Source organism: Nocardia sp. CWNU-33 (assembly GCF_046764895.1).
In the GTDB taxonomy this organism is placed as follows: domain Bacteria; phylum Actinomycetota; class Actinomycetes; order Mycobacteriales; family Mycobacteriaceae; genus Nocardia.
In genome coordinates this window covers 19,697-30,540 of sequence record NZ_JBKOQN010000058.1, presented here as the reverse complement: position 1 = coordinate 30,540, position 10,844 = coordinate 19,697, and the positions used below count along the sequence as shown (strand labels likewise).

General features: G+C 66.2%; 13 protein-coding genes and 1 pseudogene. 7 read left to right on the top strand and 7 right to left on the bottom strand.

What is annotated here, in order from left to right:
- Positions 1-573: 573 nt before the first annotated feature.
- Positions 574-774, top strand: a complete 201-nt coding sequence (locus ACLMAL_RS37625; RefSeq protein ID WP_412003419.1) for a hypothetical protein — start codon at positions 574-576, stop codon at positions 772-774.
- A 269-nt stretch (positions 775-1,043) separates the two neighbouring features.
- Here ACLMAL_RS37625 and ACLMAL_RS37620 read toward each other — a convergent pair whose 3' ends face one another.
- On the bottom strand, positions 1,044-1,823 hold the full coding sequence (locus tag ACLMAL_RS37620) for a family 16 glycosylhydrolase (RefSeq protein WP_328401822.1): 780 nt from the start codon (positions 1,821-1,823) through the stop codon (positions 1,044-1,046).
- A gap of 514 nt (positions 1,824-2,337) precedes the next feature.
- On the bottom strand, positions 2,338-2,631 hold the full coding sequence (locus tag ACLMAL_RS37615) for a DUF1330 domain-containing protein (protein ID WP_355184981.1): 294 nt from the start codon (positions 2,629-2,631) through the stop codon (positions 2,338-2,340).
- A 189-nt stretch (positions 2,632-2,820) separates the two neighbouring features.
- Here ACLMAL_RS37615 and ACLMAL_RS37610 point away from each other — a divergent pair, with 189 nt between their 5' ends.
- The 4 genes from ACLMAL_RS37610 to ACLMAL_RS37595 all read left to right on the top strand — a co-directional run bounded on the left by ACLMAL_RS37610 (position 2,821) and on the right by ACLMAL_RS37595 (position 6,413).
- Entirely contained in the window at positions 2,821-3,723 is a 903-nt protein-coding gene (locus ACLMAL_RS37610; protein ID WP_412003418.1) for a LysR family transcriptional regulator, read from the top strand.
- 474 nt (positions 3,724-4,197) lie between these two features.
- Complete coding sequence (locus tag ACLMAL_RS37605; protein WP_406230115.1) at positions 4,198-4,656, top strand: MarR family winged helix-turn-helix transcriptional regulator; 459 nt, start codon at positions 4,198-4,200, stop codon at positions 4,654-4,656.
- On the top strand, positions 4,641-6,086 hold the full coding sequence (locus ACLMAL_RS37600) for an MFS transporter (RefSeq protein ID WP_412003417.1): 1,446 nt from the start codon (positions 4,641-4,643) through the stop codon (positions 6,084-6,086). The genes ACLMAL_RS37605 and ACLMAL_RS37600 overlap by 16 nt, the downstream gene beginning before the upstream one ends.
- A gap of 33 nt (positions 6,087-6,119) precedes the next feature.
- A complete protein-coding gene (locus ACLMAL_RS37595; protein WP_412003416.1) occupies positions 6,120-6,413 on the top strand; it encodes a DUF1330 domain-containing protein in 294 nt (97 codons plus the stop codon).
- Between the two features lie 429 nt (positions 6,414-6,842).
- Here the strand turns inward: ACLMAL_RS37595 and ACLMAL_RS37590 are convergent.
- Both ACLMAL_RS37590 and ACLMAL_RS37585 read right to left on the bottom strand, forming a co-directional pair.
- Positions 6,843-7,031: pseudogene (locus ACLMAL_RS37590) on the bottom strand (Tn3 family transposase); the annotation flags it as partial.
- A gap of 7 nt (positions 7,032-7,038) precedes the next feature.
- The gene (locus tag ACLMAL_RS37585) at positions 7,039-7,296 is read right to left on the bottom strand and encodes a helix-turn-helix domain-containing protein (protein WP_412003415.1); all 258 of its coding nucleotides are present in this window, start codon (positions 7,294-7,296) and stop codon (positions 7,039-7,041) included.
- A 263-nt stretch (positions 7,297-7,559) separates the two neighbouring features.
- Between ACLMAL_RS37585 and ACLMAL_RS37580 the strand changes: the two genes are divergently transcribed.
- Both ACLMAL_RS37580 and ACLMAL_RS37575 read left to right on the top strand, forming a co-directional pair.
- Entirely contained in the window at positions 7,560-7,880 is a 321-nt protein-coding gene (locus tag ACLMAL_RS37580) for a hypothetical protein (protein WP_412003414.1), read from the top strand.
- A gap of 209 nt (positions 7,881-8,089) precedes the next feature.
- Positions 8,090-8,368, top strand: a complete 279-nt coding sequence (locus tag ACLMAL_RS37575) for a hypothetical protein (protein WP_412003413.1) — start codon at positions 8,090-8,092, stop codon at positions 8,366-8,368.
- Positions 8,369-8,475: 107 nt separating this feature from the next.
- On the opposite strand, the gene ACLMAL_RS37570 is transcribed toward ACLMAL_RS37575, so the two are convergent.
- The 3 genes from ACLMAL_RS37570 to ACLMAL_RS37560 are packed head-to-tail and all read right to left on the bottom strand — an operon-like array spanning position 8,476 to position 9,371.
- Positions 8,476-8,634, bottom strand: a complete 159-nt coding sequence (locus ACLMAL_RS37570) for a hypothetical protein (RefSeq protein ID WP_412003412.1) — start codon at positions 8,632-8,634, stop codon at positions 8,476-8,478.
- A 25-nt stretch (positions 8,635-8,659) separates the two neighbouring features.
- The gene (locus ACLMAL_RS37565) at positions 8,660-8,908 is read right to left on the bottom strand and encodes a hypothetical protein (protein ID WP_412003411.1); all 249 of its coding nucleotides are present in this window, start codon (positions 8,906-8,908) and stop codon (positions 8,660-8,662) included.
- Positions 8,909-8,918: 10 nt separating this feature from the next.
- Positions 8,919-9,371: a hypothetical protein gene (locus tag ACLMAL_RS37560; RefSeq protein WP_412003410.1), complete on the bottom strand. Its 453-nt coding sequence runs from the start codon at positions 9,369-9,371 to the stop codon at positions 8,919-8,921.
- Between the last annotated feature and the right edge of the window lie 1,473 nt (positions 9,372-10,844).

The window sequence follows — 10,844 nt, the reverse complement described above, 5'->3', positions numbered from 1 at the left end:
TTAGCGCCTCCCCCATGCAGGGCGACACTGGAGGGCCGAGAATCCTCCATCTCTCACGCAGCACCGCTTCAAAGAGCTTCTCCTACACCTTGAGCTCCTCTCCACGTTCGTGACGCACTATCCGTTGTTTTTTCGGCGATTGCTACCGGAACCCCAGCAACAGGGGGCCACCTATGGCTTGGCACCCAGCAGGGCGGCAGCTGCGGCCACTGGGCACATGGAAGCGACGACGGCGGTGGGCCGATGAGCGCCCGGCACCTGTGGATTCAAACCAGACTGCTCGAGCACTGCCGTGAACTCGGATACGCCGCGATCCCCGAAGACCCGAACACCCGTGCCGACATCTTCGTGCCGCAACCGCCACGCGCTGGAGGTGCAACTGCGGCCGACGCAGTTCGAACGTCGTACAGCCAGCCGAACCGCGAAGGGAGCCGACACGATCTGGTTTGTCGGCCACGACGTCGACTACAACGACAAACTCGTCAAGCGAGCGATGTGGAGACTGCCAAGCGCTCGTGTCAAAGTGTATGACCGCCGACGAACTTGGGCCGGTCGCCCACCCGAGTTCGAACCGTGGACCGACGAGGCCGACACCTGTGGCGGAACCCGCTAGGTCGGCATCCGGAGATCGCGAGCCATGCCCATTGGGTGGAACCGTTGTTGGTTGGTCGGATCGAGTTCAGGGAGGCCACGTCTGGTTCTTTGCGGCACCCTGCTTGGAAAGGCATTCGATCGGACGTCCTGCCAGAACAGGTGCGTGCACCCGCGCCATGAGGCCATGGGTCTCACCGTCCGGCCCGTCCAAAAATGTCCAGTTTATTGACGCTTTCGCAGCTCTGCCAATGGTGAATTAACAGCAGTCCTGAGCGATGTGTCACACCCCGGGGTTACCGCCTGTTCTCGGATGTCGCGCAGGCCTCGGAGACCGTCCGCGAGACGCGGTCCGGCAAGACGAAGATCGTGGCCTTGCCCGGTACTTCGACGGCGCGCTCGCTTCCGGTCACGAGGGTGTGATGATCAAGTCGTTGAACGCGGGTGGTGGGTCAGGGGCGGTAGACGTGGATGTAGTCGACCTGCGTCGACTCCTGGGTGACTGTGGGTGGGATGCCAGCGTAGACGAAGAGGTCGAAAATCAGGGCGTCACCCGTGCCGGAGTACGGGCCTTGTTCGCAGATCTGGCGGCCGTCGAGGTACCAGGTGGTTTTGTTCGGGCCTAGGCGTTCGGCGATCGTGTGCCAGTCGGTGGTGAGGTCGGTCGGGGATTCGTACGGGCAACTGCCACCGCCCGACTGGTGATTGGTCAGGTACAGCTTGCGGTGGTTGTCGCTGTAGAACTCGTAGGTGTCCTGTTCGTTCGAACCGTTCCCGTTCCACGTCCAGGTCGACGGCCAGAACCCCTTCGCCGCCGGGAGCTTGAGCCGGGTCTCGACGTAGTCACCAGGCTTCACCGCGAACGAGTGGGCCGGGTCGTGCCCGCACGCCTGCCCGGTGGTGATCAGCCCGCTCGACCACTCGTACCCCGGTTGCGGGTTGTCCTTGCGCGCAGTGACCGTCAGTACGCCGTTGCCGACCGACAGCGCGTCCCAGGTGTGCCACTCGAGCTGCTGATTGCCTTTGTTCGCGAGGCACTGGTCGGGCTCCGCGTTCGAGTGGATGGCCCATTTCGACTGGTCGATCACAGTACCGTCGAACTCGTCCGCGAACACCAGTGCTCCGGGGCCGTCCGCCGCCGGCTGGTCGGCCGACGCAGCCGGGCCGAGGGTGGCGACTGCGATCGCCGCGCTGGCCAAGCCCGCACCGATGGTCCGTAACGTACGTATCAAGGATCACCTCTCGTTAGAAATCAACGGTCAAACGTTCGCTTGATGCTCGCGGATTGTCAACTGGCCGAGGAGGTCAGGACGAGGTCAGGGACTGGGTGTCGATCATCCTCGAGAAGCCTGATGGCCTGATCGGAAGGGGAGCCGATAGTCGTGCTACCCAGTTGCGGTGGTCCAGGATTCGTGCCGGGTAGCCCCGACGGGGCACACGGCAGATGGATGCAGGATGCGCCCCTGGTCATCGAAGCCTTGTGTTCGCTGGACCGATCTGTCGTGTGAGAAGCGGTTCGCGGTTCGCTTCGGGCGAGGGTGAGTTTCGTCGACGAGGTCAGCGAGACAGTCCAGCTGGCCTGGACGTCGCGTCGCTTCTTCGATCCGCCCGACAGGGGTCGGGCCGTCGAGGACGTCGACGACGAACTGGGACGCGGGGCATGGCTTCGAACTCGTCTCGTGAGTCGTCGTTCAGCACCGTGTGCGTATCAGGTGACGGATGCTCAGCGATGGCTGGGCCCGCCGGTCAGTCGATGCCTTCGATGATGCGGAAGTCGCGCTCGACGCCGTCGGGGAGGGCCACCAGCGCCTTCTGGTATGCCTCGCTCTCGTATGCCGCGACGGCCTGTTCAAAGCTGTCGAACTCGATCAGAACGACGCGTTGCGTGATTCCAGCCTCGTGGGCGACGACTCGACCGCCACGGGACAGGACGCGCCCGCCCCCAGCCTGGACAGCCGGACGGGCCAGCTTGTTGTAGGCAGTCAGCCTCTCAGGGTCGGAAATGGCGGGGTAGACACTGACCCAGTAGCCCTTAGCCATGGAAACCTCCTGTGTTCGGCCGGACACGTCCGACTTCGAATTGACACTCAGATCGATCGATTCCGGCGACGGGTACTGCGGTCGGTTGAATCGTCATATGCGCAGGTTAGGGCTTGATGCGTGGTCGAGGGAAAGACCGGGACGGGATAGACTCAGAACGGATCGTTATCAATCGACAGGGGAGGGCATGTGGCGCCGGATACGGTGAGCCTGCGGTACTTTCTGGTGCTGGCGCAGGAGTTGAACTTCACCCGCGCGGCCGCACGGATCGGTATCGCGCAGCCCGCACTCAGTGCCCGGATGCGCCGATTGGAGGCGGAACTCGGTACGAGCCTGCTGGTTCGTGACACGCGTAGCGTCGTATTGACCACGGCCGGTGCGGCTTTGGCGGAGTCCGCGCCGCCCGCGCTGGCGGCGCTGGACCGGGCATGGGACACCGCCCGGAATGCGGGGGCCGGTGAACTGGGCACGCTGCGCATCGGATACAGCCTCAGCACGGGGGCAGAGACGGCACCGGCCCTGGTGGACAGGATCATTCGCAGCAGCCCGGGACTCGAGGTCGGCGCGGTCCCGATGGCGACACCGGAGATCTCCCCCGCGGTCGCCGACGGCCGCATCGATGCCGGGATCACCCGCGGTGAACAGCCGGGTCGTGGCGTGCGCCGGTTCCTGCTGCGGCGTGTGCGCGTCGGGGTCCAATTGGCGCAGCATCATCCGCTGGCCGAACACCCGGAGATCGAGATCGCCGATGCGGCCGCGTATCCGCTGCGACTCCCCGACCGTACGGCCAACCCCGTGATCCACGATCAGCTGTCCGCACTGTTCCGCGACACCCGACCGAACCCCCGATTCCACACGCCCGCAGTCTCTTTCGACATGTCTCAGCGCGACCTGCGCGACGGGCTCACCCTCGCTCCGGCCGGAGAAGCCGCGGTCACGGCAGCACCGGCCGGTCTCACCTGGCGACCGCTGCGGGGCGCGCCCAGCCTGACGATCCACCTGGTCCTCCCACGCGAGCAGTCGCCACTACACCGCCGCATCCGTGCCGTCGCCAAAACCCTGGCACACGAGCTGCACTGGCTGCCGGACTGACGCGCAGCAGGTCACGCGAGACGGACGTCTGCGGTGGCGAGGCCGAAGACCTTGCGCCCGGCGGAGTTCGCGGTGATGACGACGACGGCGGTCTTGCTGAATGTCCGACACGACCTCGCCGCGCTGGCGGATCAGCATCCGATGATGGCCCCAGGTCCGGTCCGAGTCGTACACCGCGGCGACGTCCTCGCCCAGCCCGAGATCTCGGCGGATACCGTGCCTTCGCCGACACCGAACCGGACAAGCACGGGTAACCGGCGGGAACGCCCGCCGTCAACGGCGTCCATGACGTCGGTCAATGCTTAACGCCAACCACTGTTCCATTGCTCCCCGAGGCCGTGGTCGACGGGCGCGGCAGGTTCCGGCTGCGCACCGAGCGCGATGGCCGGCCGCCGCCGCGGGTGCGGATCGAGGCCGCCCGCGCCAGTCGCCCATTTCCATAGATTATGAATATAAAAATGCTATGCTTTGAGCATGAGTCGTCAAGACACCGCTCCTGGCGCGTCCGCCGCCATCGGGGCAGCCCTCTACGGCCTGGCCACCACGGCCGCGAGACGCCTGCCCCGGGACATGAGCCTGACGTCCGCCGCCACCCTGGCCACCCTGGACCGGACCGGCCCGCGGCGCATCACCGATCTGGCCGCGGTCGAGGGCGTCACCCAGCCCGCGATGACCGCCCTGGTCCGGGTGATGGAGGAGTCCGGCCTGGTCGAGCGGCGGGGCGACGCGTCCGACAAGCGGGTCACGCTGGTGTGCCTGACCGAGGCCGGCGCCTCCTATGTCCGGACGCGGCGCCAGGCGGGCGTCCACGCGTTCGAGCGGTTGATCGGCGAGCTCACCGGCGACGAGGTCGAGGCGCTGGTGGCGGCCCTTCCGGCGCTGAAGCATCTGGCAGAGCTCGAAAGCCAGGACCGCGATTGGCCGAAGCAGTGACCGGGCAGCCGGTCGGCGGTGTCGCGGTGAAGGCGTTCCCGGTGGCGCGTTCCGAGGCGCGGCTGCTGGTCCCCGCCCTGATGTTCATCGCTCTGGTCGTGGCGGCGGTCGGCAGCCTCGGGGCGCCGCTCATCACCAGCGTGGCGACCTCGTTCCACGTCTCGCTCGGCAGCGCGCAGTGGACGCTGACCGTCGCGCTGCTCAGCGGCGCCGTCGCCACGCCGGTCCTGGGCCGGCTCGGAGCCGGCCCGCATCGGCGAGCCACGATCCTCGCCACGCTGGCGGTCGTCGTCGCCGGCAGCGCGCTCACCGTGCTGCCGCTGCCGTTCGCGTGGCTGCTGGCCGGCAGGGCGGCCCAGGGCGTCGGGCTCGGGCTGACGGCGCTGATGATGGGCGTGGCCCGGGACCACCTCCCCGAGGAGCGCAGCGCGGCCGTGATCGCCCTGATCTCGGTGGTCTCGATCATCGGGGCCGGCGTCGGCTACCCGCTGGCCGCACTGCTCGCCGAGCTCGGCGGGGTACGGGCCGCCTACGGCCTCGGCCTGGTCGTCACCGCCGCCGCCCTCCTGACCGCGTGGCGCTCCATGCCCGAAGCCCCCGAAGGCCGCTCCGCCCACGTGGACGTGGCAGGCGCGGTCGTCCTGGCCGCTGCGCTGCTCCTGGTGCTGTTCCTCGCCGGCGAACGGAATCTGTGGAGCCGGCACCTCGCCGTGGCGGCGGGTCTCGCCGTCGTCGCGGTGGTGCTGCTGTGCGTCTGGGCCGTCATCGAGCTGCGCAGCACGACGCCCCTGGTCGATGTGCGGGCGGTGTGGCACCCGGCGGTCGCCGGGGCGAACCTCGCCATGTTCGTCGGCGGAATCGGCATGTACCTCCTGCTCACGCTCATCACCCGGTACGCGCAGACGCCGCACGGCGCCGGCTACGGCTTCGGGCTGACGACCTTCGTCGCCGGGCTGGTCCTCATCCCGTTCTCGGTGCTGGGGTTCGTCGCCGGCAAGCTCACGCCGCGGGTCCGGACGCGGATCGCCGACCCCCTGCTCCTGGCCGGCAGCGCCGTCGTGGTCGGCGGCGGGTTCGCCCTGTTCGCGGCGGCCCGGTCGGATCTGGCCGAACTGTTCGCGGCGATGGGCGTGCTCGGCTTCGGCGTCGGCGGCTTCTCGGCCGCGATGCCCGGCGTCATCCTGGCCGTCACCCCCAAGAGCGAGACGTCGAGCGCCATGAGCTTCAACTACGTCGTCCGCAGCGTCGGGTACTCCCTGGGCAGCGCCATCGGCGGCCTGATCCTCGCCGCGGGCACCGGCCCCGGCCACCTCTTCCCCGACGACAGCGCCTACACCACCGCGGCGCTGGTCGGCATCGGCGCCATGGCGATCACGACGCTGACAAGCCTCGCTCTCGCCCGCCGACGCTCGTCCGAGACCAACCCGTAAGTCAGATGCACTCATCCCAACACTGGAGGTTCCATGCCCAAGGGCTACTGGGTCAGCGCCTACCGCACCATTTCAGACCCTGAGAAGCTGGCTGCTTACGACAAGCTGGCCGCTCCGGCCGTCAAGGCCGGGGGCGGTCGGATCCTCGCCCTTGACAGTCGGGTCGTGGCGCATGACGCCGGAATCGCCGAGCGCACCATCCTGATCGAGTTCGACAGCTTCGAACAGGCCGTCGCGGCGCACGAGAGTGCGGCCTACCAGGAGGCGCTGGTCGCCCTCTCCGACGGCGTCGAGCGCGACTTCCGCATCGTCGAAGGCATCGACTGACCGAGGTCCAGTCGGATCTTCACTGAAGGACTCTGTCGGGAATCTTGAGGACGGGCAGTTAACGTCCTGGAAACCGTGTACTGGGATGCCGGCACCGCCCGGCTCCTGCCCAGGCTGATCCGCGGCCGCGCCCACGGGCCGGTGTTCGTGACCCACCGCCGTCCCGAGCCGGGAAAATATCTCGCCGACCGCGACGCCTGCCCCGACACCGGGCTCGCGCGGCTGTCCTACGACCTGCTCGACGCCGCCACCGCCGCCAGGAGGTCTGGCACCGGCTGGGAACTCGACGAACTCCGGCACTCCGGGCTGACGCACCTCGGCGAATCCGGCGCGAGCCTGCTCGAACTGATGGCCAAGTCGCGGCACCGCAAGGCCGAGAACCTGCGCCGCTACATCCGCCCGAAAATCGGCCGATACTACGGCGACCCCGAGATCGAACAGGCCGAAGTTGACCAGGGTGATGCCATGAGTATCCGTGGCGTGCTCGGTGATCGGCAGATCTGTTGCGCTGCCGAGGATCTCGTCGAGCACGTAGTGCGCTTCGCGTTTGGTGGCGACTATGATCTTCGTGCCGTAGATGGCGTGCTGATCGGTGACGTGGGTGTAGGTCGCGCCACCACTCCCGCTACGCCAAGCCCTCCGGGACAGGAAGATCGTCCATCAGCCGCCCCGGCGTGGTCTGCAGGCCGACAGCAAACTTCATGATGTTCTCCACCCGCGGGCTGCGCTGCCCGCGTTCGACTTGGCCGAGGTAGGTCCAATGGACTCCGCAGGCATGCGCGGCCGCCTCTTGGCTCCAGCCGAGTTCGGTGCGCCGGGCGCGGACTCGTGCTCCGAACGCCGCAGCGGTCGGATTGAGCGCGGGCTTGCCTGGGCTGGACATATCGACCCAAGCGCATACGTCCCACGCGTATTGATCCAGAGTGCAATCGTCCTATGCACTACCGTCCCATGCATAAACGTCCTATGCTCTCGGTCCGCGACGGTGTGGCCCATCAAGCGAAGCGCATCAACTCACTTGCTTCCGCAGCATGCCACCGCGTGATGACGACTCCTCGGCAACCTTGCAGTGAATGCACGTCCGTTCCCAACGAAGAGATCGGAGCATGAGATGCACCTTCGTGGCGTTGGCACGGTGGAGGTCGTATGACGCCGATTACGCGGCCGGTGACTGCAATCGCCGCGATGGACTCCTCAATGATCCCGGCGCTCCCGTTGCCGGATCTGGCTGCGCTGTCACCCATTCGCGGCGAGCGCGAACACTACGCCGTGTCGACCATGACCCACTACGGCCGCTTGTGTCTGAAACGAATCACCGACGAGCTGGGCTGGTCGGATCTGCGAACCCTCGCAGTGTGCATCGATGCCGGAGCAGTCGTTCTCACGTCGGGATCGACGCCACGATCGGCGGTACTGCGCGACGGCTGGATCTTCCTCTCAGCCGACATGCGTTTCGCTGTCGCGTAGCCGATTTCCACTGACTGCTTCGCTGATGTCCCCATCCCGGAGTGTGACGGAGGGCACCGACAGTTATCGGCGATCAGGCTGCGGCCAGGGGTAGCGGTGCATCCGCTCCAGATCCGGCGCTAGCGTCGAAAGATTTGTGGAACACGGTAGTTCGAGTTCACCTGAGCACTGGCCCGAGATGTCGGAGCTGCCGCCTACTGTCGGGCAGTATGACGACGGAATCGGTTGGACGCCTGTACCTCACGCGGCAGGCCCTCGGAGCGCTGCCGCCAATGCTTCGCGGTATCACCCTCGATGTGGTCGAGGGGATCCCGGTCGCGGATATCGCACTAATCAGCGACACCGGCTGGCTCCGCGCCGACGCCATCCCGGACGATGACGACGGCAGCGACCGCAACAACTGGGTCGAACTACGCCTGCCACCCAACGCGGTTGCGGCATGGCTCCCCAAGAAATCTGAGCCCTCGCGACGGCGCAGGCTTCGTTAGGTCAGAGGTGCGGGTCGGCAGCGGTAACTCGCTAGCGCCGGATTGGGCACTTTTGTTCCTCGCCCCCGGTATCCGGCGGACCAGGTCTCCACGATCCTCGCGATCGTTCATGTCGAGGCAGTCATCTCGGGGTCGATCCTGGTGAGCATGTCGGCGAGCCAGCCCGCACCCCGATGCTCGGCAGGCATCGCTGCTACTCCCTGCTGCGCCTCGGTGACGGCGTCGCGGCCGTGCCCGAGCAAGGCCAGCGCGACGGCACGCTGCACAGCCCAGAACCCTGCGGTGTACCAGTTATCCGTAGGCGGGCAGCTCGACACCGTCGGTGTCGGCCGCGGCACGGTCCGCGCAGCGCATGGCCCGCGCTGTCGCGGTCCGGTCACCTTGTGCGGCAAACAGTTCGGCACGCTGATAGCGGTCGTAGACGGGCAGGATCGGGTGCACGCCAGGCACGCGGATGGCTGCGTCGGTGAGCCGCATTGCTTTGCCCAGATCGCCCGCGTGCCTGGCCACATACGCCCGGAACGAGTAGGCATGTGCCAACTGCGAGACCTCACCAGCGGTGTCGGCGAGAACCGCAGCGTCGGCGAGAACCTTGTCCGCCAGGACCGGGTGGGCTGTCGCGTGTTCGAGCCATCCGCGATAGCGAGTGACCTCGGGCGATGGCGGCGGCGGCCGCGCCGCCTGCGCGTTTGGACGCCAAAGCGCGGGCGACGCCGTCGATTCCACGGATCACCGGCACCACCAGCGTCGCACCGACGGTGTCCTCGAGGTGGCGGGTGCGCTCCAGGATCACCGACACATCGATCAAGCTGGAAGTACCCGCGCCGTCGGGGTGTGAGGTCGAGGCGGCGAGCCGGTCGACGTCGACATCGGATAGTCCGAGGGTCGGATCGGTGAGCATCGTGCGGTAGGCGGAGATCACGGCGTCGGTCACCGGTCGGCGGCCGCGCTCCACCATCGACAAATAGCCGGGTGTGAAGGCGAGGGGGATGCGAACGTGCATGCCAGCTCCCTTACCCGGACCGGGTACCACCTCTTCGCTGAGCAAGTCGGTCCACATCGCGCTGAAGGCACCGGATCAAGAAGAGCGCGTAGCAAAGCAGTGCGCAGGCACGCGGATTGTCGGAAGACCCTTCGTCAGTTCAGGTAGGGACTGCCTCGGAGTCGTCTTATCGAATCGCCGAACATTTGCAAACCTGTCAATGTCATTCCAACTGGATGACCTTGAACCATTGACAGGAGTATCGGCGTATAGCGATGCTGAAACTGTGTCAGGGCAGCATGATCCGACTCCAACTGGCTGTAGGAGCAACACAGCATCGGCATTCGATCGCGCATATGCGCTCCGGATCATGCCCCTCAGTTCCTTCCGCGTTCGTACCTATGCATCAGCGATTGCCCACTCGGTCGAACTGCGTTGCAGCGCAGAGCATTTCATCGCAGCTCGTAGCTGCGCATTTGCGCCACGGCGAAGGAATCTGACGACCGCCCTGGACACCGAAAACGTGCATGGTGACGGCATGTACACGAAAAGTGTGCATATTTGCCACAATTCGGGTGTCCAACTCCCTCCGGACACCACGACTATGCCCACGGGCAGTGTTGGCCGCAGCCAACACTGCCCGTGGGCATAGTCATAGGTCAACTTCAAGCCCAGCTGTTGATAGAGTTCGAGCTTGTCGTCCGAATCGGCCTTCTGAAGTATCTCGATCGGCCCGCCGAGAGAATCGACCAGTTGTTTGATTCCTTCCGCGCTCAGGCGCTGATGAGTGGTGGATTCGAGTGCAGCCTTCTGGGCAGCAACGATTTCTCGTTCCTTCTGAACCTCGCGCGTCCAACCCGCGACCAGCCCTGGGTCGGCTGTCGCTTCGAGCGCAGCCCGATGCCGGGCGAGTTTTGGTCGAATGCGGCCAGCGACTTACGTGCTGCTTCCAGTGTTGTCGGGTTGCGCGGCTTCGAGCAGGCCCCCGGCATTCGCCTGCACATAGCCGCCACAGACGCTGGACTGCTTGTCGTGTGTCCTTCTGCCGACGGAGCGGCGCGGATAGCCCCGAATGGGTACTTCCCACCCCTATCGGCAGCGACGACGTGTGAGCCTCCGTGCTCGACAACTACGAGAGCTTCGCCCCGGCCAACTCGACGCGATCAACCGCGGCAGCGCCGAAGCCCTTTTCCCGCCTCACGGCAGCGTGATCCTGCGCCGGCACCGTCGGCGGGCTCGTCATGGACTGCCGAGTTCGGCGAGGAGCGACATGAGACACGGTCTTAGATCGTGAGCTGTTGCCGTCGAATGGGCAGGCGAGGGGAAGTGGTGTCGTCGGTGGCGGCGAGCTCGGCACACAGCGGGGTCGGTGACGGCCATGCACAAGCCTTATCTAGTTAATCGCGCTGTCGCGCCTCCACCGGAGTCGCCGTACGATAAATTCCGGCCGCGTCCTCGGGGCCGATATACCAACGGGAATTTCGATTCAAATAC

Bases quoted from the DNA above. Each gene is read 5' to 3' on its own strand.
- ACLMAL_RS37585 (WP_412003415.1), bottom strand. From the start codon at position 7,296: ATGTCCAGCCCAGGCAAGCCCGCGCTCAATCCGACCGCTGCGGCGTTC.
- ACLMAL_RS37560 (WP_412003410.1), bottom strand. From the start codon at position 9,371: ATGCACGTTCGCATCCCCCTCGCCTTCACACCCGGCTATTTGTCGATG.
- ACLMAL_RS37595 (WP_412003416.1), top strand. From the start codon at position 6,120: ATGCCCAAGGGCTACTGGGTCAGCGCCTACCGCACCATTTCAGACCCT.
- ACLMAL_RS37605 (WP_406230115.1), top strand. From the start codon at position 4,198: ATGAGTCGTCAAGACACCGCTCCTGGCGCGTCCGCCGCCATCGGGGCA.
- ACLMAL_RS37580 (WP_412003414.1), top strand. From the start codon at position 7,560: ATGACGCCGATTACGCGGCCGGTGACTGCAATCGCCGCGATGGACTCC.
- ACLMAL_RS37615 (WP_355184981.1), bottom strand. From the start codon at position 2,631: ATGGCTAAGGGCTACTGGGTCAGTGTCTACCCCGCCATTTCCGACCCT.
- ACLMAL_RS37575 (WP_412003413.1), top strand. From the start codon at position 8,090: ATGACGACGGAATCGGTTGGACGCCTGTACCTCACGCGGCAGGCCCTC.